Genomic DNA, 21,969 nt, shown 5'->3' with positions numbered 1-21,969 from the left:
TTTGCGCGGCGAAGGTCGTCGCACGCGGCAGCACTTGTCGCACCGAGGAAAGGAGAGCCTCATGGCTCTGTTCACCAAGCGCAAGGGCGCCGCAGTCGCCTCCATCGCCGCTGTCGCGGCCCTCGCTCTGTCCGCCTGTGGCGGCGGCTCAACGCCGGCGGCCAGCGGCGGCGTTGAGGCGTCCAAGGACGTCAACATCTCTGGTTCCCCGACCTTCGACAAGATGAAGTCGGCCGGCAAGATCGTCATTGGCGTCAAGGAAGATCAGCCGGAGCTGGGCTACAAGAACGCGGCCACCGGCGAGCGCACCGGCTTCGACATCCAGATGGCACAGTGGATGGCCGCCTCACTGGGTTTCTCCGGTGACAAGGTGGAATTCAAGGTGGTGGATTCTGCGGCTCGCGAGCAGGCACTCGCCAACGGGGACGTGAACCTTTACGTCGGTACTTACTCCATCACCGACAAGCGCAAGGCCATGGTCGGCTTTGTTGGCCCGTACTTCGAGACCGGCCAGGGCCTGCTCGTGAAGAAGGACAACACCGACATCACCTCGGAGAAGAATCTGGACGGCAAGACCGTGTGTTCCGCAACGGGTTCCACCCCGCTGCAGAACATCCAGCAGAACTTCCCTAAGGTCAAGGCGACCTCCTTCGATAAGTATTCGCAGTGCGTGGAGGCATTGAAGACCGGCCAGGTTGACGCTGTCACCACCGACCAGGCCATTCTGATCGGCTACGCCGCCCAGTCTCCTGAGGACTACAAGGTGGTCGGCGAGCCGTTCACCAAGGAAAAGTATGGAATTGGCATCCCCAAGGGTGACAAGGCCTTGTGCGAGGCCCTCTCCAAGACCCTGACCGACGGCGGTGCCGACTGGACCAAGATCTACGACGCCACGCTGGGCAAGTCGGGCACCAAGGTTGAGCAGCCCAAGCCGGACGCCTGCGCCTGATTCGTCAGCGCCCTGCGCATCACCGGGGAGGAGCCTTTGTTCCTCCCCGGTGCCTCGCCCCTTCGAGAAAGTGATTCCTTGTGGACACCCTCATCGACAACATTGACATCTTCGTCAAGGGATTCAGCAACACTCTGATTCTCTTTGCCTGGTCGGCAGTTTTCTCCCTGATCCTGGGGACCATCGTGGCCGGCATGCGCGTCTCACCGGTCCCGATCATGCGAGCAGTCGCCACGATCTACGTCAACACCATCCGCAACACTCCGCTGACGCTGGTGATGCTCTTCTTCGCTCTGGGCTATCCCCAACTGGGGCTCCCGAAGCTGGACTACCTCCCGTTGGCGGTCATAGCGCTCACGCTCTACACGGCAACCTATGTGGCAGAGACCCTTCGCTCCGGCATCAATACCGTGCCCCTTGGCCAGGCGGAGGCCGCCCGTGCCATTGGGCTGACCTTTGGCCAGTCGCTGAGCCAGGTCATCCTTCCGCAGGCCATGCGAGCCGTGGTTCCTCCGATGTTTAATGTGCTCATCGCCTTGCTGAAGAACACCACTATCGCCGGCGCCTTCTCCGTCCTCGAGGCCGGTGCCATTCGTGCCTTCCTCTCCGAGCGAGGCGAGCCAGCGCTCATTGTCTTGCTGTGGGTCGCCCTCGTGTTCGTGATTCTGGTGCTGCTGCTCTCCCTGGTGCAGCGCTACTTTGAGAAGAAGTGGAGGAACGCCTAATGGCCGCGTCCATTCTGTTTGACGCACCCGGCCCCAAGGCCCGCGTCCGCAACAACATCCTTGCCGTGGCCACCATCATCGTGGTCGGCGCCATCCTCGCGTTCATCGTGGTGCAACTCGCGGATGCCGGTCAGTTCGATGCCAAGAAGTGGAGCGTCTTCGGCTACCCCATGGTGCAGCAGAGCATCGCTAACGCAACGCTCGCGACGCTGAAGGCCTTTGGGCTCGCCGCTGTACTGTCACTGGTTCTCGGTTTTGCCCTCGCGCTTGGCAGGCTGTCGGATCACGCTTGGCTCCGCGCCCCAGTGACCTGGATCGTTGAGCTCTTCCGCGCCGTCCCGCTGCTCATCCTGATCATGCTTTTCTACTACGGTCTGCCGACCGTAGGGATCAAGATGACGCCGTTTGTTGCCGTGGTCATTGGTCTGACGCTGTACAACGGCGCGGTCCTTTCTGAGGTGTTCCGCGCCGGCGTCATGTCGCTGCCCAAGGGCCAGGCGGAGGCTGCTTACGCCATCGGCATGCGCAAGGGCCAAGTGATGACGTCCATCCTGCTTCCGCAGGCGGTCAAGGCCATGCTTCCGGCGATCATCGCTCAGCTTGTGGTCATTCTGAAGGACACCGCGCTGGGCTTCGTGATCACTTATACGGAGCTGCTGTACTACGTGAAGTACCTGGGATCGCAGGTGGACTTCGGAAGCCCGCTGATTCCGGCCGCCATCGTGGGTGCCCTGATCTACGTCGGAATGTGCCTGATCCTCTCCGGCATCGCCAAGTTGGTGGAGCACCGCATCAACAAGTCGCCCAAGATCGCCAAGGACCCCGCCACCGGGGCCCCGCCGTCGAAGGCAGCAGAGGTCGGCACTGACATCCTCTGATGTACCCGCACACAAGAACAGCGCGGCGCGACAGGAAACTGTCACGCCGCGCTGTTCTCTTGTCAGCCGCTTCTGACCCGACTAAGCCAGCCACCGCCGCAAGGCGTCAAGGCAATCCGCCACGGCCTGGCGGCTGACGTGTTCGTTGTCGGAGTGCGCCAGCAGGGGGTCGCCGGGACCGAAGTTCACGGCGGGGATGCCGAGTTCTGAGAAGCGGGCCACGTCCGTCCAGCCGTACTTGGGCTTAGCCTCCGCGCCTACGGCCGCCACAAAGCTGGCCGCGGCAGGCGCGTCCAGCCCCGGGCGGGCCCCGGCGGCGGCGTCGGTACGCTCCACGTCAAAGCCCTGCAGCAGGTGGCGCACATACGCCTCTGCCTGCTCCACCGAGCGCGACGGCGCAAAGCGGAAGTTGACCTCCACCTCGCAGCGGTCCGGGATCACGTTGCCGGCAATGCCGCCGTGGATCCGCACCGCGTTGAGGGATTCTCGGTAGTCCAGGCCCTCCACACTCAGCGTCTGCGGGGTGTGTTCCGCCAGGCGCGCCAGGATGGGGGCAGCGGCGTGAATCGCGTTCTCTCCCATCCACGCCCGCGCCGAGTGCGCTGCCTTGCCCGTGGTGGTGACGCGGAAGCGCATGGTGCCGTTGCACCCGCCCTCCACGGCGCCGTCCGTGGGCTCCAGAAGGATCGCGAAGGACGCGTCCGTCAGCAGCCCCCGGTGGTGCTCCACCAGGCGGCCCAGGCCAGAGAGCGAGGCCTCCACCTCCTCGTGGTCGTAGAACACATACGTGACGTCCCGCTGCGGTGCACTCAGCTCCGCGGCCAGCGCCAACTGCACCGCCACGCCGCCCTTCATGTCCGTGGCGCCGCGCCCGTACAGGGTCTGCCCGTCCCAGCTGGAGGGCACCGTTCCGCGCGAGCCCGGCGAGGTCGGCAGGGGAACCGTGTCCAGGTGCCCTGCCAGGACCACGCGCTCCGCGCGGCCCAGGTTGGTGCGGGCCACGATCGCGTCGCCGTCACGCAACACGCTCAGGTGAGGCAACGCCCGCAGCGCGGCCTCCACGGCGTCCGCGATGGCGGCCTCGCGGCCGGAGACGGACTCGATGTCCATGAGCGCCGCCGTCAGGTCGGCGACGTGGCCCGTGAGGTCCAGGGGAAGGGGCTGGGAAGTGGCTGCATCACTCATGTCATGGACCCTACCCGCGGGCGCCGCGTCGATAGGATGGATGACATGACTGCACAGAGCCCCTCCATGCCCCCTGCCCAGACGCGAGTGGGCTCCGCGCACGGCGTGGGCACCTACCACGCCTCCGGCGCCCTGCTGGATGCCTGGTTCCCGGTTCCTGCGTTGGCTGCCCTGTCCGACGACGCCCAGGCCGCGCAGGTGCGCGCCTCACTTGTTGCTCTGGAGACCACCGACGAGGACCGCGCCACCCAGCGCCGGGTGATCTCGGTTGAGTCCCAGTTGGATGCGGCCCCCGAGTCCGCAGAGGACGCCTGGCTGCGCCTTCACCTGCTCTCTCACCGCCTGGTGGCCCCCAACTCCATCAACCTGGACGGCGTCTTTGGGCTGCTCACCAACGTGGTGTGGACCTCCGCTGGCCCGTGCTCCACGCAGAACTTTGAGCTCACGCGCGCCCTGCTGCTGGCGCGCGGGCCGCTCACGGTCTTTGGCGTGGACAAGTTCCCGCGCATGGTGGATTACGTGCTGCCCACGGGTGTGCGCATCGCCGACGCGGACCGCGTGCGCCTGGGCGCCCACCTTGCCCCGGGCACCACCGTGATGCACGAGGGCTTTGTGAACTTCAACGCCGGCACGCTGGGCACCTCCATGGTGGAGGGGCGCATCTCCGCCTCCGTCGTGGTGGGCGACGGCACCGATGTGGGTGGCGGCGCCTCCATCATGGGCACGCTCTCCGGCGGCGGCACCCAGCGCATCTCCCTCGGTGAGCGGGTGTTGCTCGGCGCCAACTCCGGCGTGGGCATCTCCCTCGGGGATGATTGTGTGGTGGAGGCCGGCCTGTACGTCACGGCAGGCACCCGCGTGCAGTTCCAGGGCAGGAGCATCAAGGCCTTGGAGCTCTCTGGCACCTCCCAGCTGCTCTTCCGCCGCAACTCCACCACCGGCGCAGTTGAGGCGCTGCCCCGCGCCACCGGCTCGGTGGAACTCAACGACGCCCTGCACTCCAACTGAGCCGGCTCAGCGCGGGGCTCACCCGCAGCTCCGCCAGGCCTCTCCCCCAGACCACTCCCCCAAGAAATCAGGCCCGCATGAAACGCGCAGCTCGCTCCGCCATTGCCCTGACCGTCGCGGCCGGCGTGATTGGCGGCGGCATCTGGGGCGTGCAGAGCTACGTCCATCACAGCCAGGCCCTGGTGGTGGTGCAGTGCGCCACCTCCGTGGGCGGGGTGCAGCACACGCTTGACCCTGAGCAGGCCGGCAACGCCGCCACCATCTCCGCCGTCGCGGTGGGCCGGGCGCTCCCTGCGCGCGCCACCACCATCGCTCTGGCCACCGCCTACCAGGAGTCCAAGCTGCGCAACCTGGATTACGGCGATAACGCCGGCCCAGACTCCCGCGGTCTCTTTCAGCAACGTCCCTCACAGGGCTGGGGAACGCAGCAACAGGTCATGACGCCGGTGTACGCGGCGGGGGCCTTCTACGACCAGCTGGTGCGCTTTGACTACCAGTCCATGTCCATCACGCAGGCCGCCCAGAAGGTGCAGCGCAGTGCCTTCCCGGATGCGTACGCCCCGCATGAGGAGCGCTCGCGGGCCTTCGCCGCGGCCCTGACCGGACAGTCCGCCGGGGCGTTGAACTGCACTCTGCGCCGCACCGACTCCGCGGGGGACGCCAAAGCGGTGTCCAAGGCCCTCACTGCGGAGTACGGCAGGAGCTTCGTGGACCCCCAGGCACAGGGCTCCACAGTCAGCGTCCCGGTGGCGAGCAAAAACAAGGGCTGGGCGGTGGCGCAGTGGGCCGTGGCGCACGCCCAGCAGCACCAAACGCTCTCCGTGTCTTACGGCGGCCTGGAGTGGACCAGGGCCACAGGCAAGTGGGAGGCGCCCGCCGCGTCTGACTCGGCGCAGCAGGGGCAGGGTTCCAAGCAGGTGCGGATCACGGTCGCCACGGAGGCGGAACAGGGCTAGCGGGGCAGGGCTAGCGAGGAAGGGCTAGCGAGGCAGTGTTAGCTCTACTACCCCGCGAGTTGGGATAGAACCCACGCCTGCCACCTGATACGACATGTGCCGCGGTACACGACGGCGTTTGTCGTATGAAGTGTCACTGCGCCCCAGCGACGTCGTAACAGGTGGCATTTGTCGCACGCGGTGGCAACCCGACCCCAGCAAACAGCGCAAGGCCCCCACCTCCGCGAGGAGATGGGGGCCTTGCGCTGTTTGAGCCGAGAATCGAGGCGCTACCGCAGGATCAGCGCTGCGGGTAGTCGCGGGCCTCGGAGCCCATGTAGAGCTGGCGCGGGCGGCCAATCTTGCGCTCGGGATCCAGCATCATCTCGCGCCACTGGGCAATCCAGCCCGGCAGTCGGCCGATGGCAAAGAGCACCGTGAACATCTTCTCGGGGAAGCCCATGGCCTTGTAGATCAGGCCGGTGTAGAAGTCCACGTTGGGGTAGAGCTTGCGCTGGATGAAGTAGTCATCGCTCAGCGCCTTCTCTTCCAGGCTCATGGCAATATCCAGCAGCTCGTTGGCACCCTGCTTGGCCAGGATGTCGTGGGCGGTCTGCTTGATGATCTTGGCGCGCGGGTCGTAATTCTTGTACACGCGGTGGCCAAAGCCCATCAGGCGGACGCCGTCCTCCTTGTTCTTGACCTTCTCCATGAAGGCCTCCGGGCTGATGCCGTCGGCCTGAATGCCACGCAGCATCTTGAGCACGGCCTCGTTGGCGCCGCCGTGGGCGGGGCCAAAGAGGGCGTTGATGCCCGCGGAGACGGAGGCAAAGAGGTTGGCGTCCGTGGAGCCCACCAGTCGCACCGTGGAGGTGGAGGCGTTCTGCTCGTGGTCCGCGTGCAGGATCAGGAGCAGGTCAAGGGCCTTGGCCATCTCCGGGTCCAGCTCGTAGGGCTCGGTCGGCATGCCGAAGGCCAGCCGCAGGAAGTTCTCCACCAGGTTCATGGAGTTGTCCGGGTAGAGCAGGGCCTGGCCCAGGGACTTCTTCTGCGCGTAGGCGGCAATCACCGGCATCTTGGCCAGGAGTCGAATGGTGGAGAGTTCCACCTGCTCCGGGTCAAAGGGGTCCAGGGAGTCCTGGTACCAGGTGGAGAGCGCGGAGACGGCGGAGGAAAGCACCGGCATGGGGTGCGCGTCACGCGGGAAGCCGTCAAAGAAGCCCTTGAGCTCCTCATGCAGCAGCGTGTGGCGGCGGATGTTCTGGTCAAAGCCGTCCAGCTGCGTGGGGGTGGGAAGCTCCCCGTAGATCAGCAGGTAGGAGGTCTCCAGGAAGGTGGAGTTGGCCGCCAGCTGCTCAATCGGGTACCCGCGGTAGCGCAGGATTCCCGCGTCGCCGTCAATGTAGGTGATGGCGGACTTGGTGGCTGCGGTGTTCATGAACCCGGGGTCGTACGTGACGTTCCCGGTGGTCTTGAGCAACGGCGCGATGCCAAAGCCGTTATTGCCTTCCACCGAATTGATGATGGGAAGGTCGAGGCTGTTACCTGCAAAGTTGAGGTTTGCCTGCGAATCAGTCATGGATGTGCTCTCCTCACGGAGTGTCAAGGTGTCGTGACACCGGTTCTCACCGTTCAATCTATCCCGGCCAAGGTCACGTCAAGAAACCGGGGGTACAAGCGTGACCGCCCTCACAGGCGGCGCGCATGCTTTACCCAGCAAGCAAACGCTCGACGGCGGCGTCTACCCTTTCGTCCGAGGCCGTCAGTGCCACGCGCACAAAACCGGCCCCGGCGTCGCCGTAGAAGGTGCCCGGGCCGGCCACGATGCCGCGCTGGGCCAGCCAGGAGATGGAATCCCAGGTGTCCTCTCCGCGCGTGCACCACAGGTACAGGCCGGCCTCGGAGTGGTGCACGGTGAACCCGGCGGCTGCGAGCGCGAGCCGCAGGGCCTCGCGGCGGCGGCGGTACAGCGCCTTCTGGGACTCCACGTGGGCGCTGTCCCCCAGCGCCGCGACCATGGCGGCCTGCACGGGCGCCGGAACAATCATGCCGGCGTGCTTGCGGGAGTTCACCAGATCCGCGAAGAGCTCCGGGGCCCCGGCCACGAAGGCGGCCCGGTAGCCGGCCAGGTTGGACTGCTTGGAGAGCGAGTACACGGAGAGCAGGCCGGTCAGATCCCCGCCACTGATATCCGGGGCCAGGATGCAGGGCACCCCGTTCTCCCATTCGCCCCAGCCCAGCTCGGCGTAGCACTCGTCAGAGGCCACCACGGCGCCCAGCGCGCGGGCGGAGTCCACCCGGGCCTTCAGCGTCTCCGCGTCCGCCACGGCGCCCGTCGGGTTGGCCGGCGAGTTCAGCCACACTAGCTTGACGCGCTGGCGCACCGAGGACTCCAACTCGTCGACGGAGTCGGCAGCGACGGCCTCTGCGCCCACCAAGCGGGCGCCAATGTCATAGGTGGGATAAGCCACGGTTGGCCGCACCACCACGTCGCCCGGGCCTAGCCCAAGCAGCAGCGGCAGCCAAGCCACCAGCTCCTTGGAGCCTACGGTCGGCATCACGTGATCCGCGGAGAGGTTCGGGACTCCCCTGCGGCGGGCAAACCACTCCACGATGGCCTCGCGGACGGCGGGCGTGCCATGGGTGGTGGGGTAGCCGTGGGCGTCTGCGGCCACGGCCAGGGCGTCCTGGATGAACTGCGGCGTGGGGTCCACCGGTGTGCCGATGGAGAGGTCCACCGTGCCGCCCGGGTGCTGTGCAGCCACGGCGCGGTAGGGGGCCAGGGCCTCCCAGGGGTAATCGGGAAGCTTCAGCACGGGCTCAGTGGTCCTGGTTCTGCGGGGGTAGGGCGGCGATGTACGGGTGATCCGTGTCCAGCTTGCCCATCTTGGCGGCGCCGCCCGGGGAGCCAATCGTGTCAAAGAACTCCACGTTGGCCTTGTAGTAGTCCGCCCATTCCTCCGGGACGTCGTCCTCATAGTAAATGGCCTCCACCGGGCACACGGGCTCGCAGGCGCCGCAGTCAACGCATTCGTCCGGGTGAATATAGAGGCTGCGTTCGCCCTCGTAGATGCAATCGACGGGACACTCGTCGATGCAGGCCTTGTCCTTCAAGTCAACGCATGGCTGGGCGATGATGTAGGTCACGGGTTGCCTTGCCTCTCTTCACTTCGATCCCAGAACGGGAGGATTCCACGCGCAACAGCGCGCGGGACACTGCCGATCAGTCTAGTCCTTTCAGAGGGCCACGGCTTCAGCCTGACAGGGCCGCGACCGTGGCGCCGCCCACGTTTCTTGGGTCAGGGCCGTAGGTGCGGCCGTAGGCTGGCCTGGTGGCTGACTTTTTTGACGCGCTGCGGCCGGGAACCCGGGTCGTGGTTCGGTATCGCATCACGGACGACGCTGGGCACACGCTCAGCGATGCCCTCGGGGAGTTCGACGGCGTGGTGCTGGGTGACGCCGTCGGGCCCGGCGACGCTTCGGCGGCCGGGAAGGCAGCACTGGCGCCCGGGGAACGCGGCGTCAGGATTCTCACTCGCCGCGGCGCAGTCCTCATCCCCACCGCCCAGGTGACCCACGCCAAACCCGTGCCCCCTCCCCCGCCGCGCCGCCGGGGCGGCGACCACACGGCGTCGGGCATTGGGACCCCACCCTCCGGCGGCTAAATCCGCGTGGCCCACAAAAAACCCGCGCCCCACTGATTAAAGAAGTTCAATCACTGGGCCATTTGTGTCTATGCTGTGGCGCATGACCTCTGATGAGACGGCACAGGCACGCGCACGCGCTCTGTCCTCGCCGGTGCGGCTGCGCATCCTGCGCCTGTGTCTGCATCAGGCCCGGACCAACAAGGAAATTGCGGACGCGCTCGGCATGAATCCTGCCACCACGCTTCACCACGTGCGCACACTGCTCAACACCGGATTTCTTGAGGCGGAGGCGGAGCGCAAGGGCAAGCGCGGCGCCAAGGAGGTCCCTTACCTCTCCACACGACTCTCCTGGTCAACCCCACTGCCGGACGCCGCTCCGGTGCTGGTGGAGACTTTTCTGCAGGAGGTCAACGGGCTGGCCCCTGACGAGATCCAGGTGATGCGCGTTGGCCTGCGGCTCGGCGAAGAGGACCAGCGAGAGCTGCTCGCACGCATGCGAGAGCTCATCGAAGACTTTGCGGTCCGCCCAGCCCCGCAGGACGCGGTGAGCACCAGCCTCTTCGTGGCGCACCACCTGGACACCTCTGCCGGCTAGCGTTGTGCGCGTGCCTTGGGCGCGGCGGGCGGCGGCACGCGGCGCGCCACCAACGTCAACGCCACCAGGGTGGCGACAACCGTGCCGAGCATGATGACCACGGTGGACCAGGCAGCCCCTGGGGTCGCTGTGAAGTAGATGGGATCCAGCGGCACCATCAGCTGATCGTTGCCGCCCACGGAGGCCGCGCCCACCACGCAGAAGGCCACCAAGCCGGTCAGGCCGGCCACCCAGCGCAAGCTAGTGCGTAGCCCCCACGCCATGGCGGCGCCAAAAACCACCAGGGAACCCAGGAGGGCACCCCAGGGCAGGACAATCACGGCGCCGGAGGTCAGAACGGTTGACCAGCTCTGCCACAGCACGGCGGCCAGGCCGGCCAACAGGCCAAAGCCGACTGCACCGAGTCCGGCCGGGAGGCCGCCCATGGGAGCCGGCACCGCGGCGTCGGACCCTTGGTGGACACGCAACGGCCCCGGCGCCGCCTCCTCCGAAGAGGAAGCGGCGGCACCGGGGCCAAAACGCAAACGGCTCATATCAGGCGCGTGAGCGCTGACGGGCGGCCTTGAGGCGCTCGTTGTTGTCCAGGACCAGCTTGCGGATGCGGATGGCCTCCGGGGTCACCTCAACGCACTCGTCCTCGCGGGCAAACTCCAGCGACTCCTCCAAGGTGAGGATGCGCGGCGGGGTCAGACCCTCGAAGTTATCCGCGGAGGCGGAGCGCATGTTGGTGAGCTGCTTCTCCTTGGTGATGTTCACGTCCATGTCGTCGGCGCGCGAGTTCTCGCCCACGATCATGCCGGCGTACACCTCTTGCGTCGGCTTAACGAAGAACGAGCAACGCTCCTGCAGCTTGATCATGGCGAACGGGGTGGCAACGCCAGCGCGGTCGGACACGATGGAACCGTTGAGGCGGTACTCAATGGCACCGGCCCACGGCTCGTAACCGGCGGCGATGGAGGAACCGATGCCCGCGCCGCGGGTCTCAGTCAGGAACTTGGTACGGAAGCCAATCAAGCCACGTGCCGGAACAATGAACTGCATGCGGATCCAACCGGAACCGTGGTTCACCATCTCCGTCATGCGACCCTTGCGGGCTGCCATGAGCTGCGTGATGGCGCCAAGGTACTCCTCCGGAGTATCGATGGTCATCTCTTCCATGGGCTCGTGGACCTTGCCGTCAACGACCTTGGTGACCACCTGGGGCTTGCCCACGGTGAGCTCAAAGTTCTCGCGGCGCATCTGCTCCACGAGGATGGCCAGAGCCAACTCGCCACGGCCCTGCACCTCCCACGCGTCCGGACGCTCGGTCGGGAGGACCTTGAGGGACACGTTGCCGATGAGCTCGCGATCCAGGCGATCCTTCACCTGGCGGGCCGTGACCTTGGCACCCTTCACGCGGCCGGCCAGCGGCGACGTGTTGATACCGATGGTCATGGAGATGGCGGGGTCATCCACCGTGATGAGCGGCAGCGGCTTGGGGTTCTCAGCATCGGTGAGGGTCTCACCGATCATGATGTTCTCGATGCCTGCAACGGCAACGATCTCGCCCGGGCCGGCCTGCTCGGCGGGGACACGGGCCAGGCCCTTGGTCGCCAGCAGCTCGGTGATCTTCACGTTCGTGAGCGAGCCATCGGCGCGGCTCCAGGCCACCTGCTGGCCCTTCTTCAGCGTGCCGGAGTAGATGCGCAGCAGGGCCAAGCGGCCCAGGAACGGCGAGGCATCCAGGTTGGTGACGTGGGCCTGCAGCACCTCGTCGGTGTCGTACTGGGGGGCCGGGACGTGCTCCATGATGGCGGCGAACAGCGGCTCAAGGTCCTCATTGTCCGGGAGGCCACCGTCGGCGGGCTGCACGCGGGAGGCGCGGCCGGCCTTACCGGAGGCAAAGACGACGGGGACGTCAAGGACGGAATCCAGGTCCAGATCCGGAACCTCGTCTGACAGGTCAGAGGCCAGGCCGAGGAGCAGGTCCATGGAGTCAGAGACAACGCCCTCGATGCGGGCATCCGGGCGGTCGGTCTTGTTGACGACCAGGATGACGGGCTTCTTGGCGGCAAGCGCCTTGCGCAGCACAAAGCGGGTCTGCGGCAGCGGGCCCTCGGAGGCGTCAACGAGGAGCACCACGCCGTCCACCATGGACAGACCGCGCTCCACCTCGCCACCGAAGTCGGCGTGGCCGGGCGTGTCGATCACGTTGATGGTGACGTCTTTGCCCTCGGCAGCCGGGCCCTTGTAGAACACGGTGGTGTTCTTGGCGAGAATGGTGATGCCCTTCTCGCGCTCCAGCTCGCCTGAGTCCATCACGCGGTCATCGGTCTCGCCGTGATCGGAGAAGGCGCCCGTCTGCTTGAGCATGGCGTCGACCAGCGTCGTCTTGCCGTGGTCGACGTGCGCCACGATGGCGACGTTGCGGAGGTCCTCGCGTGAGGCAATGGCCATGGAAGTAGTTCCTGTCCTGAAATAGGGGTACGGCGCCGGGGCGTCCAGGGTCCGTTCCGGACCCGACGCGCAATGACATGACGGCGCGCGTCCCTCATTCTAACGCGGCTTTGAGGCGCGCCGCCGTGACCACGCTCACCGCGGCGCGTGGGAACATAGATCTCATGAGTCAAGACCCCAACAAACTCGTGCTTACCACCAACCGATCCGGCTGGGTCTGGGTGGTGTTGCTGGCCGTGGTTGGCGTTGCGTCCGCCTGGGACGCCGCGGCCCGCGGCTTCGGCGGACTCGCGGTGACTGTGGTGGTCTGGATGGCGTGTATTGGTTGGTTTGTGGCCCTGATTTTCGTCTTGCCGAGCCTCAGCATGGACGCCGGCGGGGCCACCGTACGCAACGTGCTGGTTCAGGTGCGCGTGCCGTGGGCCCGGCTCAAGGACGCCCGCAACACCATGTTCCTTGAGGTGGTCCCCGACAAGGGGCTCCCCATCAAGGTGTGGGCGGCCCCACAATCCGTCATGCGTCGCAAGCGCCAGTCTCTGCGCAACAGGGCGGCCATGGACGTGGACGTTGCGGAGGACCCGGCGCCGAAGGGCGATCTTGCCGCCGGGCTGATCGTGGAACGCGACCGGGCCCTGAGTGCCGCTCGCAAGAAGCCCGCTACCACCGCCGGTGCCGTCACCACCACGTTCCTGAAGCGGGACTGGGGCATCTTTGCCGGTCTGCTGGTGCTGGCACTGGTGTCCCTGCTCCTGACCTAGCGGGCCGGGGCTGGGGGCTGCGCAGGAACCGACGGGCAGGCCAAGGCGGCGGACGCGCTCAGGACATCAGTGAAGGTTACACAGCAAGGGCGCCGCCTCCAGATGGAGACGGCGCCCTTGCTGTGTAGGAGCTGCGGAGTTAGGCGGACTTGCCGAACTCGAAGTTAGCTCCGGGGATGGCTTCCAGGAGATCCCGCGTGTACTGCTCCTTGGGATTCTCGAAGACCTCATCCACCGTGGCGGCCTCAACAACCTCGCCCTGGCGCATCACGGTGACATCGTCGGCCACCATGCGCACCACACCCAGGTCGTGGGTGATGAAGAGGTAGGTGAGGTCCAGCTCGGCCTGCAGATCAGAGAGCAGGTTGAGCACCTGCGCCTGAACCAACACGTCCAGCGCTGAGACCGCCTCGTCCAAGACCAACACATCCGGCTTCAGTGCCAGGGCACGCGCAATCGCAATGCGCTGACGCTGACCGCCGGAGAGCTCGTTCGGGTAGCGGGCCGCAGTAGCGGCCGGCAACGACACCTGATCCAGCAGCTCCGCCACGGTCTTGCGCCGTGACTTGGGCGTGCCGATCTTGTGCGTCAACAACGGCTCCGCAATGGAACTCCCAATGGAGGCCATCGGGTCCAAGGTCCCGTAGGGATCCTGGAATACCGGCTGCACTCGCCTGCGGAAGGCCAGCAGTTTGTTCTTCGGCAAACTGCCCACGTCCTCCCCGTCAAAGGTCATGGTCCCGGAGGTGATGTCCTCCAATTTGAGGAAGAGCTTGGCAATGGTGGACTTACCAGAACCCGACTCGCCCACGATCGCCATGGTTGAGCCCTTGCGGATCTCAAAGCTGACGTCGTCCACGGCCTTAAACTTGGTCTTCTTAAAACCACCCTGGCTGATTTCATACACCTTGGTGACGTTCTGGACCTTGATCAGCGGCTCGCCCTTAACCACATGAGGCTTGGCAAGCTTGTCCAGTGAAACCTGCTTGACCTCAGCAGACTCCGTGGGACTCGACTTACCCGCCACATCGTTCTGGATACGCCGAGAGGCCAACGACGGCGCCGCGGCCACCAGACGCTGCGTATACGGGTGCTGGGGGTTAGCCAGGATCTCCTGCGAGGAGCCGTACTCCACCACCTGCCCCTTGTACATCACCACCAGTCGCTCGGCTCGCTCAGCTGCAAGACCCAGATCGTGGGTGATGAACATGACGGAGGTGCCGTATTCGCTGGTCAGCGTGCCGATGTGATCCAGGATGCGACGCTGGACGGTGACGTCCAGTGCCGAGGTCGGCTCGTCCGCCACCAGCAGCTTGGGGCGGGCGGACATGCCAATGCCAATCAGCACGCGCTGGCGCATGCCACCGGAGAACTGATTGGGGTACTGACGCAGGCGCCCAGCAGGGTCCGGCAAGCCGGCCTCCTTGAGTACCTCTACGGTCCTGGCCTTGGCAGCCCTTCCGCGCAGTTCCGAGTTGGCCTCAATGGTCTCCCGGACCTGGAACCCGATGTTCCACACGGGGTTCAGGTTGGACATGGGGTCCTGGGGCACATAACCGATCTCGCGACCGCGGATATGCTCCATCTCCTTGCGGGAAAGCTTGGTCAGGTCCTTGCCGTCAAAGAGCGCGGAACCACCAGATACCCGGCCGTTGGCTGCCAACAGGTCCAGAATGGCGGTTGCCGTCGTGGACTTGCCAGAGCCCGACTCCCCCACGATGGCGAGGTTCTCGCCCTGGTACAACTCAAAAGAGACGCCACGAACGGCCTGAACATCTCCGCCAACAGTCTTGAACGTGACCTCCAGGTCGCGCACCTGCAGCAGCGGAGTCTCCTCCTCGGCTGCATCGTTCTTACTGAAGTTGAGTCCCTCGCTCATCGGCGGGCCCTCGCTTTCGGATCGAGTGCGTCGCGAACAATGTCGCCCAGCAACAGGAAGGCCATGACGGTTAGTGCCAGTGCCGTTGCGGGATAGATCAACAGTGTCGGCGTGGTCCGGATTTCATCTTGGGCCACGCTGATGTCGTGCCCCCAAGAAATCATCGACGGCGGCAATCCAACGCCCAGGAAGGACAGGGTGGCCTCGGCCACGATGTACGTGCCCAGCGAGACCGTCGCGATCACGATGACTGGCGCCAGCGCGTTTGGAACCACGTGCTTGAGCAGGATCTTGCTACGGGAGACTCCCAAAGCTATGGATGCGGTCACAAAGTCAGCGTGTTTGGTGGAGAGCACCGCACCGCGCATGATCCTGGCGACCTGAGGCCACCCGAAGATAGCCAAAACAATGGCCAGCGACATGGCGTTTTTATCCCAGGGCATCATCTGCATCACCACGATGGCGCCCAGCACGGTCGGGATGGCGAAGAAGATATCGCCGAGACGGGACACAACAGAATCCAGCCAACCACCGTAGTAGCCCGCGATGGCACCAATGACGCCACCGAGTAGCGTGGCCAAAATGGTGGCCAGCAAGCCCACAATGACAGACGCGCGGGCTCCGTAAATAACACGGGCGTACACGTCACAGCCTTGCACATCGAATCCGAATGGGTGGCCGGCAATGGCCGGAGCCACGGAGTTAAGCGTGTCACACGACGTCGGGTCCGCCTTGGCAAAGAGCTCCGGGAAGATGGCAACGGCCGCAATCAGCAGGATCAGGACCAAACAAACCCAGGTCAGCCAGCGACCGCGCATATCCTTCCACGCATCGCCCCAGACGCTGGAGGCCTTCTTGCTGGTATCTACCGCGTCGACTGCCGCAATCGGAGTCTCATCCAGCGGCGCAACATAGCGTTCAATTCGGCGGTTACTTTGCATAACGGATCCTCGGGTCAAGCACGGCGTAGAGCAGATCTACGAGCAAATTGGCGAGCATGAAGATGATGACCATGACGGCAACAAATGCAACGAGCGTGGGCCCGTCGCCCTTCTGCACGGCGAGATATACCTGCCCACCAACGCCCTGAATGTTGAAGATACCTTCCGTCACGATGGCACCCACCATGAGGCTTCCAAGGTCCGTTCCAAGGTAAGTCACCACGGGGATGAGCGAGTTGCGCAGGATGTGCACGCGAATGACCCGGCCACGCTTGAGCCCCTTCGCTGAGGCTGTGCGAACGAAGTCTGCACCCATGTTTTCAGCGACTGAGGCGCGCGTGAGGCGGAGGATATTGGCGATGGAAACCGAGGCAAGCACGATGGCTGGGAGAATGAGCTCATCCCAAGGCGCATCACGCGAGACCGTGGTTCTGCCGATCTTGAGCGTGATCGGGAACAGGTACTGCAGCAGGAAGCCGATCACGAAGGTCGGAACCGAGATCAGCAACAGGGAGATGACCAGGGACACGGTGTCAAACACCCCGCCCTTGCGCAGGCCAGAAACCAGTCCAAGCGTGATGCCAAACAGGGCCTCGATGATGAGGGCCAGAATCGCAAGACGGGCGGTGATGGGGAAGGCGCTCGCGAGAACGTCGATCACCGGTAGCCCGGAGAAAGTCACGCCGAAGTCACCCTGGAAGATGCCCATGACCCACAGAAGATACTGAATCATGATGGGCTTATCGAGGTTGAACTGCCGACGTACCTCCTCGATCACCGCAGGCGCAGGCGGATGGTCCCCATAAAGTGCCGCAATGGGGTCTCCAGGGATGGCAAACACCATGAGGTAGATGAGCAGGGTTGCCCCGAAGAAGACGGGGATAAGTTGAAGTAGGCGTCTGCCGATATACCAAAGCATCAGCGCCTCATCTCAAGCGAGGTCATGGATTCTCCATTTGGGTCTTACGGGAAGATGCGACGCCCGGGGCGGTGGCCCCGGGCGTCGCAACACGCGTACAAGCGCAGTCTGGCGGGTGCTTACTTGGTGATCTCGTGGTAAAGAGCCACGGAATCCCAGCCGAACTCGACGTTCTTCACGTCGGGGTTCCACACACCGGTGACGTTCTGGTACCACAGCGGGATGGCGGGCAGGTCCTTGACGAGCTCGGCCTGAGCCTTGGTGTACTCAGCCGTGGCCTCCTCAGGAGTCTTGGCCGCTGAACCCGCCTTCAGGGCGTTGTCAACCACCTTGGAGGTGTAGCGCCCGTAGTTGGAGGACGCACCCGTCTGGTACAGCGGTGCCAGGAAGTTGTACATGGCCGGGTAATCCGCCTGCCAACCCGAACGGAAGGCGCCGGTCATCTTGTCATTGTTCTCGTCATCGAGAAGCTGCTTGAAGGAGGCGTAGGCCTTGGGCTCCGCCTCGATCCCCAGATTCTGCTTGAGCGAGTTGGTCACAGCCGTGACCCATTCCTCGTGCGGCCCATCGGCGTTGTACGAGATGGTGAACTTGCCCTCGTACTTGGAGATGGCGTCAGCCTTGGCCCACAGTTCCTTGGCCTTCTCCACGTTCAGTGAGAAAACGTCGTTGCCGGCAACAGTCTTGCCCCAGGTCTCCCAGCCCTCAAGCGCCGGGGAGGTGAAGTCCTTGGCAGGCTGGCGAGTGCCCTGGAAGATCTTGTCGGTGATCGTGTCGCGATCGATAGCAAGTGACAGGGCCTGGCGACGCAGCTGGCCCTCCTCGCCGGGCTTGAAGTGCTCCAGGTACTGCGGGATGGTGAAGGACTGGAAGACAGCAGCGGCCTTGTTGGTCTTGCTGTCCGGGAAGTCACTCTCGTAGTTCTTGAGCGCGCTAGCCGGGACCGTATCCAGGACGTCAAGGTTCTGGCCCTGAACGTCTGCGTAGGCGGCATCCTCGTTCGTGTAGAACGTGATGTTCACGCCACCGTTCTTGGCAACGCGCGCACCCTTGTAATCCGGGTTGGTGACGAGTTCGATGCCCTTGTTGTGAGTCCAAGCCTTCTCCGACGCCAGCTTGTAGGAGCCGTTGCCAACTGGAGACTCGCCAAACGCCTTGGTGTCCTTGTAGAAGGACTCCGGCAGCGGCACGAACGCCGAGTAACCGATGCGCTTCGTGAAGTCGGACTCAGGGTTGATCAGATCCACCGTGAACTCGGTATCCGAGACCTTCTTGAGTCCGGTGAGCTCGGCGTCCTTCTCAGCGTTGTATCCCTTGATGTTGTCAAAGAAGTAGGACGCGGACTGGGCGTTGCCCAGCTTGGCCGACCAGGTCCACGCCTTGATGAAGGAGTCAGCGGTGACGGGAGTGCCGTCGGTGAACTTCAGGCCTTCCTTCAACTTAACCGTGTACTGGGTGTTGTCAGCGTTCGGCGTGACCGACTCCGCCTGGTCCATCTGCGGGGCGCCGGAGGCGTCGAAGGAAGTCAAACCGGCAAAGATCAGGTTGATGATCTTGCCACCGCCCACCTCAGTGGTGTTGGAGGGGATCAGGGGATTCTGAGGCTCCGTGCCGTTGGTGGTGATGACGGCTGCTGCGGCATCGCCGGAACCGGATTCGTTTCCGGAGTCCTTGGAGCCGCTGGAGCAGGCGGTGAGCGCCAACGCGCTGGCCGCAACGATTGAGAGGGCGGCGAGCGCCTTGCGATTGGTCTTCACTGTGTATTCCTCCAGTGGGGTGCGGGTGATCGCAGAGTCGACAGGAACGGGGTGTTTCCGTCGGAGGTAGATCGATCTTACTCTTTTGACACGGACTTCGTGTGCTGCGTCACTCGCCGACATGTCGGGAAGAACAGGCTGCAACCCCCTGCGATCTGGGGGCCGCCACCTGCACATTCAAGAGGACGTGCGACCGGGGCGATAAACACCCCTGTCACGAAACATCACGACGTGTCACACGTCACGATGAACCCACTCTAGGGTGCCCCGTCACATTCGTGAATATCAAGCGGGTGTTTCACAGTTGGTCGTTACCAAACGGCAACATGGGCCGCCGACCAGGAAGATCCCTGGTCGGCGGCCCATGTATAGCGATGCCTGGCTCGGCTTGGAGTGCTATGCCCAGCGCCGATTCACTGTGTTAAAGCCGAAGCTGGTGCCTGGCCTCTCGACGGATGCGCTGGGCATCCGGGTCCGGCACCGGCGCCGCTGCCAGCAGCTCCTTGGTGTACTCCTCCTGCGGGAAGTGAAGAATCCGCTCAGTGGCGCCTTGCTCCACGACCTGGCCGCGACGCATCACCACCACCTGATCCGCCAGGTGATCCACCACAGCCAAGTCGTGGCTCACGAACAGGCAGGCAAATCCGAACTCCGCCTGAAGCTCCTTGAGCATCTCCAGAACAACTGCCTGCACCGAAACGTCCAGCGCCGACGTGGGCTCATCCGCCACCAGCAGCGTGGGGTCAAGGGACAGCGCGCGGGCGATGCCAACACGCTGCTTCTGTCCGCCAGAGAGCTCGTGCGGGTAGCGGTTGATCACGTCGCTCGGCAGCTTCACGGCGTCCAGCAGTTCCTTGGCGCGCTTGATGCGATCCGCTTTGGAGCCCACCTTGTGAACCACCATGGGCTCCATGACGCAGTCGCCAATCGGGAAGCGCGGGTCCAAGGAGGCGGCGGGGTCCTGGAAGACCACACCGATCTGACGACGCGCCGTACGGGCCGCTTTACCCTTCAGTGATGGCAGGTTCTGGCCGGAAATCTCCAGCCGTCCGCTGGCCGTGGGGATCAGGCCAAGCACGGCCTTGGCGACGGTGGATTTGCCCGAGCCGGACTCCCCCACCAGCGCCGTGGTCCCCCGCTTGTATACGTCAAAGCTCACGCCCTCAGCTGCCCGGAACACGCCTGAGCGCACCTTGTAGTCAATGGCGACGTCCTTGACCGTCAGGACCAAGTCAGCGGCCTCTCCGACGGCGGCCTGCGCCTCAGCGGCGCGGGCTCCGACCTGATCCTCGTGCGTCAGCGCGACGTCAGTGAGTCGCGGCACCGAGGCCAGCAGACGCTGGGTGTACGGATGCTGCGGGCGGTACAGGATCTGCTCCACCGTGCCCTGCTCCACCAGCTCTCCCAGGAACATCACCGAGACACGGTCCGCCATATCCGCGACCACACCCATGTTGTGAGTGATCAACAAGATGCCGACGCCAAGATCATCCTTCAGCTCGCGCAGCAGGTCCAGCACCTCCGCCTGAACGGTGACGTCCAAGGCCGTGGTGGGCTCGTCGGCGATGATCACCTTGGGCCCGCACGTCAGCGCCATGGCGATGACGATGCGCTGACGTTGCCCGCCGGAGAACTGGTGTGGGTACTGCTTGATCCGCTTGGCGGCGTCAGGAATACCGACACGCTCCAGGAGCGCGACGGCGCGTGCCGTGGCTTCTTCGCCGTAGGCCAGGTTGTGAGATTCAAGCGACTCAGTCATCTGGCGTTCCACGGTGAGCACGGGGTTCAGTGCCGTCATGGGCTCCTGGAAGACCATCGCGATTTCCGTGGCACGCAGTGCGCGCAGCTTGTCCTCGCGCATCCCCACCACCTGGTGGCCGGTCACATTGACCTTGCCGCGGGTCATGGCATTGGGGGGCAGCAACCCCATCGCGGAGAGCGAGGTCACCGACTTACCGGAACCAGACTCGCCCACCAGGGCCACCACTTCGCCGGCCCGCACCGTGAGGTTCAGGCCCTTGACGGCCTGCTTTGCTCCGTCATCGCTGACAAAGTCAACACGCAGATCCTGGAACTCCAGGACCACGTCACCCTTGGTGACGTTTGACTTCTCCAAGGTGCTCATGAGCGCTGTCCTTCGTTGTCTGGTCCGGACTCGGGGTCCGTGTCTGGATCCGCTCCGGAGGCGTGACGGCCCCCTGGAGGTGAGGAGTCGCCGTCGGGCTGTTGCTTGCTTTCCTCAACAGCGTCCTGAACCTCCACCGCCTCCAGCAGGCTCGCGCTGCCGGTGCGCTCCACGGGGTCAGCCGCGCCAGCAGCGGCGCGGTCCGCCGCGGACGGAACGTCCACAGCGCTGGGGCCCATGAGGCCCGCCGCGATCAGGTTGCGACGCTTGATGCGCCCACCCTGGCGGGGGTCAAAGGCATCCCGGAGGCCATCACCGATGAAGTTCACGGACAGGGCGACGATCAGGATCATGAGGCCCGGCCACCAGAACAACCACGGACGGGTGGTGAAGGAGTTCTGGTAGTCAGAGATCAGAAGGCCCAAGGAAGAGTTGGGCGGGCGGACGCCAAAACCAAGGAAGGAGAGCGCGGTCTCCAGCAGCACCGCGGCAGCGATCGCTAGGGTCGCGTTGACCAGCACGGTGCCGATGGCGTTGGGGATCAGGTGCTTCAGGATGATGCGCCAGCTGCTTGCGCCCATGGCCCGTGCCGCATCCACGTACTCGCGTTCGCGCAGGGAGAGGACCTGAGCGCGCACCAGACGGGCCAAACCGGCCCAGGACACCACGCCAAGCATGATGCCAAGGAACCACGGGCTATTGATGAAGCCGGAGGCACCCTTGGCGATGATGGCCGCGATCAGCAGCAGCGGGACCACAAAGAAGATGTCCGCGATGCGCATGATGACCGCGTCCACCCACCCGCGGAAGTAGCCTGCCAAGGCACCGAGCAGGGTGCCAAGCACAGTTCCGGTGATGCCCACGAGGAAGGCAATGATCAGCGAGGCTTGGGTACCACTCATCACCAGGCCAAAGTAGTCACGGCCCAGGTCATCCTGGCCAAACCAGTGCTCCGCTGAGGGCGCGCCGCCGTCGACAGAAATGCTGGTCTTCTTGTAATCGATGGGCCACCAGCCGGGGATGCCGCCAATGCCGATGGACGTGATTGCTACCAGGATCACGACGATCAGGATCACTGAGGAGATCATGGCCGGCTTGTGGCGCATGAAGCGCTTGAAGACCAGCTTTCCCTGGCTCAGCGGCGCGGCATCCGAGCCGGCGAGTTTGGCATCCTCTACTTCGGCAATCGACGCCAGGTTCTGCGATGAATTCTTGTCAGTCATGGGTTGCTT

Annotated in this window: 20 protein-coding genes; 8 read left to right on the top strand and 12 right to left on the bottom strand. The window is 64.6% G+C overall.

What is annotated here, in order from left to right:
* Nucleotides 1-61 precede the first annotated feature (61 nt).
* The 3 genes from DWQ67_RS01700 (at nucleotide 62) to DWQ67_RS01690 (ending at nucleotide 2,552) form a co-directional block, all read left to right on the top strand.
* Nucleotides 62-949, top strand: a complete 888-nt coding sequence (locus DWQ67_RS01700) for a glutamate ABC transporter substrate-binding protein (protein WP_121483848.1) — start codon at nucleotides 62-64, stop codon at nucleotides 947-949.
* An 80-nt stretch (nucleotides 950-1,029) separates the two neighbouring features.
* On the top strand, nucleotides 1,030-1,674 hold the full coding sequence (locus DWQ67_RS01695; protein ID WP_121483847.1) for an amino acid ABC transporter permease: 645 nt from the start codon (nucleotides 1,030-1,032) through the stop codon (nucleotides 1,672-1,674).
* Entirely contained in the window at nucleotides 1,674-2,552 is an 879-nt protein-coding gene (locus DWQ67_RS01690) for an amino acid ABC transporter permease (RefSeq protein ID WP_121483846.1), read from the top strand. The genes DWQ67_RS01695 and DWQ67_RS01690 overlap by 1 nt, the downstream gene beginning before the upstream one ends.
* A gap of 81 nt (nucleotides 2,553-2,633) precedes the next feature.
* On the opposite strand, the gene dapE is transcribed toward DWQ67_RS01690, so the two are convergent.
* The gene (gene dapE / locus DWQ67_RS01685) at nucleotides 2,634-3,737 is read right to left on the bottom strand and encodes a succinyl-diaminopimelate desuccinylase (RefSeq protein ID WP_121483845.1); all 1,104 of its coding nucleotides are present in this window, start codon (nucleotides 3,735-3,737) and stop codon (nucleotides 2,634-2,636) included.
* 45 nt (nucleotides 3,738-3,782) lie between these two features.
* On the opposite strand from dapE, the gene dapD reads away from it, so the two are divergent.
* Both dapD and DWQ67_RS01675 read left to right on the top strand, forming a co-directional pair.
* Nucleotides 3,783-4,745: a 2,3,4,5-tetrahydropyridine-2,6-dicarboxylate N-succinyltransferase gene (dapD, locus tag DWQ67_RS01680; protein ID WP_121483844.1), complete on the top strand. Its 963-nt coding sequence runs from the start codon at nucleotides 3,783-3,785 to the stop codon at nucleotides 4,743-4,745.
* 77 nt (nucleotides 4,746-4,822) lie between these two features.
* A complete protein-coding gene (locus DWQ67_RS01675; RefSeq protein WP_199712571.1) occupies nucleotides 4,823-5,701 on the top strand; it encodes a hypothetical protein in 879 nt (292 codons plus the stop codon).
* 280 nt (nucleotides 5,702-5,981) lie between these two features.
* On the opposite strand, the gene DWQ67_RS01670 is transcribed toward DWQ67_RS01675, so the two are convergent.
* The 3 genes from DWQ67_RS01670 to fdxA all read right to left on the bottom strand — a co-directional run bounded on the left by DWQ67_RS01670 (nucleotide 5,982) and on the right by fdxA (nucleotide 8,827).
* Nucleotides 5,982-7,259, bottom strand: coding sequence for a citrate synthase (locus DWQ67_RS01670; protein WP_121483843.1), 1,278 nt, complete (start codon nucleotides 7,257-7,259; stop codon nucleotides 5,982-5,984).
* 130 nt (nucleotides 7,260-7,389) lie between these two features.
* On the bottom strand, nucleotides 7,390-8,496 hold the full coding sequence (gene dapC / locus DWQ67_RS01665; protein ID WP_199712570.1) for a succinyldiaminopimelate transaminase: 1,107 nt from the start codon (nucleotides 8,494-8,496) through the stop codon (nucleotides 7,390-7,392).
* Between the two features lie 4 nt (nucleotides 8,497-8,500).
* Nucleotides 8,501-8,827: a ferredoxin gene (gene fdxA, locus DWQ67_RS01660; protein ID WP_121483841.1), complete on the bottom strand. Its 327-nt coding sequence runs from the start codon at nucleotides 8,825-8,827 to the stop codon at nucleotides 8,501-8,503.
* Between the two features lie 185 nt (nucleotides 8,828-9,012).
* Here fdxA and DWQ67_RS01655 point away from each other — a divergent pair, with 185 nt between their 5' ends.
* Together DWQ67_RS01655 and DWQ67_RS01650 are read left to right on the top strand one after the other, a co-directional pair.
* Nucleotides 9,013-9,345 carry a putative acetyltransferase gene (locus DWQ67_RS01655; protein WP_121483840.1) on the top strand — a complete coding sequence of 111 codons (333 nt, stop codon included), beginning with the start codon at nucleotides 9,013-9,015 and terminating at the stop codon, nucleotides 9,343-9,345.
* A gap of 82 nt (nucleotides 9,346-9,427) precedes the next feature.
* Nucleotides 9,428-9,922, top strand: coding sequence for an ArsR/SmtB family transcription factor (locus DWQ67_RS01650; protein WP_121484223.1), 495 nt, complete (start codon nucleotides 9,428-9,430; stop codon nucleotides 9,920-9,922).
* Here the strand turns inward: DWQ67_RS01650 and DWQ67_RS01645 are convergent.
* A complete protein-coding gene (locus DWQ67_RS01645; protein ID WP_147433581.1) occupies nucleotides 9,919-10,455 on the bottom strand; it encodes a hypothetical protein in 537 nt (178 codons plus the stop codon). The two genes, DWQ67_RS01650 and DWQ67_RS01645, sit on opposite strands and share 4 nt — an antisense overlap.
* A 1-nt stretch (nucleotide 10,456) precedes the next feature.
* Entirely contained in the window at nucleotides 10,457-12,358 is a 1,902-nt protein-coding gene (gene typA / locus DWQ67_RS01640) for a translational GTPase TypA (RefSeq protein WP_121483838.1), read from the bottom strand.
* Nucleotides 12,359-12,522: 164 nt separating this feature from the next.
* Here typA and DWQ67_RS01635 point away from each other — a divergent pair, with 164 nt between their 5' ends.
* Nucleotides 12,523-13,116 carry a hypothetical protein gene (locus DWQ67_RS01635; protein ID WP_147433580.1) on the top strand — a complete coding sequence of 198 codons (594 nt, stop codon included), beginning with the start codon at nucleotides 12,523-12,525 and terminating at the stop codon, nucleotides 13,114-13,116.
* A gap of 139 nt (nucleotides 13,117-13,255) precedes the next feature.
* Here DWQ67_RS01635 and DWQ67_RS01630 read toward each other — a convergent pair whose 3' ends face one another.
* The 6 genes from DWQ67_RS01630 to DWQ67_RS01605 all read right to left on the bottom strand — a co-directional run bounded on the left by DWQ67_RS01630 (nucleotide 13,256) and on the right by DWQ67_RS01605 (nucleotide 21,960).
* The gene (locus DWQ67_RS01630) at nucleotides 13,256-14,995 is read right to left on the bottom strand and encodes a dipeptide ABC transporter ATP-binding protein (protein WP_121483836.1); all 1,740 of its coding nucleotides are present in this window, start codon (nucleotides 14,993-14,995) and stop codon (nucleotides 13,256-13,258) included.
* Complete coding sequence (locus tag DWQ67_RS01625) at nucleotides 14,992-15,936, bottom strand: ABC transporter permease (RefSeq protein ID WP_121483835.1); 945 nt, start codon at nucleotides 15,934-15,936, stop codon at nucleotides 14,992-14,994. Before DWQ67_RS01625 ends, DWQ67_RS01630 begins: the two co-directional genes overlap by 4 nt.
* Nucleotides 15,926-16,855 (bottom strand): ABC transporter permease, encoded by a 930-nt coding sequence (locus tag DWQ67_RS01620; protein ID WP_121483834.1) that lies wholly within the window; start codon nucleotides 16,853-16,855, stop codon nucleotides 15,926-15,928. Before DWQ67_RS01620 ends, DWQ67_RS01625 begins: the two co-directional genes overlap by 11 nt.
* A gap of 119 nt (nucleotides 16,856-16,974) precedes the next feature.
* Nucleotides 16,975-18,612, bottom strand: a complete 1,638-nt coding sequence (locus DWQ67_RS01615; RefSeq protein ID WP_233555860.1) for a peptide ABC transporter substrate-binding protein — start codon at nucleotides 18,610-18,612, stop codon at nucleotides 16,975-16,977.
* A gap of 421 nt (nucleotides 18,613-19,033) precedes the next feature.
* On the bottom strand, nucleotides 19,034-20,737 hold the full coding sequence (locus tag DWQ67_RS01610; RefSeq protein ID WP_121483832.1) for an ABC transporter ATP-binding protein: 1,704 nt from the start codon (nucleotides 20,735-20,737) through the stop codon (nucleotides 19,034-19,036).
* Nucleotides 20,734-21,960 carry an ABC transporter permease gene (locus DWQ67_RS01605; RefSeq protein WP_121483831.1) on the bottom strand — a complete coding sequence of 409 codons (1,227 nt, stop codon included), beginning with the start codon at nucleotides 21,958-21,960 and terminating at the stop codon, nucleotides 20,734-20,736. The genes DWQ67_RS01610 and DWQ67_RS01605 overlap by 4 nt, the downstream gene beginning before the upstream one ends.
* Between the last annotated feature and the right edge of the window lie 9 nt (nucleotides 21,961-21,969).

Source organism: Galactobacter caseinivorans (genome assembly GCF_003640665.1).
In the GTDB taxonomy this organism is placed as follows: domain Bacteria; phylum Actinomycetota; class Actinomycetes; order Actinomycetales; family Micrococcaceae; genus Galactobacter; species Galactobacter caseinivorans.
The sequence above is the reverse complement of the archived record's forward strand: the minus strand, read 5'-3'. Positions and strand labels throughout refer to the sequence as shown.

What these genes read in the sequence shown, in the direction of transcription:
- DWQ67_RS01700 (WP_121483848.1), top strand. Translation starts at nt 62, where the DNA reads ATGGCTCTGTTCACCAAGCGCAAGGGCGCCGCAGTCGCCTCCATCGCC.
- DWQ67_RS01690 (WP_121483846.1), top strand. Translation starts at nt 1,674, where the DNA reads ATGGCCGCGTCCATTCTGTTTGACGCACCCGGCCCCAAGGCCCGCGTC.
- dapE (WP_121483845.1), bottom strand. Translation starts at nt 3,737, where the DNA reads ATGAGTGATGCAGCCACTTCCCAGCCCCTTCCCCTGGACCTCACGGGC.
- dapD (WP_121483844.1), top strand. Translation starts at nt 3,783, where the DNA reads ATGACTGCACAGAGCCCCTCCATGCCCCCTGCCCAGACGCGAGTGGGC.
- DWQ67_RS01675 (WP_199712571.1), top strand. Translation starts at nt 4,823, where the DNA reads ATGAAACGCGCAGCTCGCTCCGCCATTGCCCTGACCGTCGCGGCCGGC.
- DWQ67_RS01670 (WP_121483843.1), bottom strand. Translation starts at nt 7,259, where the DNA reads ATGACTGATTCGCAGGCAAACCTCAACTTTGCAGGTAACAGCCTCGAC.
- DWQ67_RS01650 (WP_121484223.1), top strand. Translation starts at nt 9,428, where the DNA reads ATGACCTCTGATGAGACGGCACAGGCACGCGCACGCGCTCTGTCCTCG.
- DWQ67_RS01645 (WP_147433581.1), bottom strand. Translation starts at nt 10,455, where the DNA reads ATGAGCCGTTTGCGTTTTGGCCCCGGTGCCGCCGCTTCCTCTTCGGAG.
- typA (WP_121483838.1), bottom strand. Translation starts at nt 12,358, where the DNA reads ATGGCCATTGCCTCACGCGAGGACCTCCGCAACGTCGCCATCGTGGCG.
- DWQ67_RS01635 (WP_147433580.1), top strand. Translation starts at nt 12,523, where the DNA reads ATGAGTCAAGACCCCAACAAACTCGTGCTTACCACCAACCGATCCGGC.
- DWQ67_RS01630 (WP_121483836.1), bottom strand. Translation starts at nt 14,995, where the DNA reads ATGAGCGAGGGACTCAACTTCAGTAAGAACGATGCAGCCGAGGAGGAG.
- DWQ67_RS01625 (WP_121483835.1), bottom strand. Translation starts at nt 15,936, where the DNA reads ATGCAAAGTAACCGCCGAATTGAACGCTATGTTGCGCCGCTGGATGAG.
- DWQ67_RS01620 (WP_121483834.1), bottom strand. Translation starts at nt 16,855, where the DNA reads ATGCTTTGGTATATCGGCAGACGCCTACTTCAACTTATCCCCGTCTTC.
- DWQ67_RS01610 (WP_121483832.1), bottom strand. Translation starts at nt 20,737, where the DNA reads ATGAGCACCTTGGAGAAGTCAAACGTCACCAAGGGTGACGTGGTCCTG.
- DWQ67_RS01605 (WP_121483831.1), bottom strand. Translation starts at nt 21,960, where the DNA reads ATGACTGACAAGAATTCATCGCAGAACCTGGCGTCGATTGCCGAAGTA.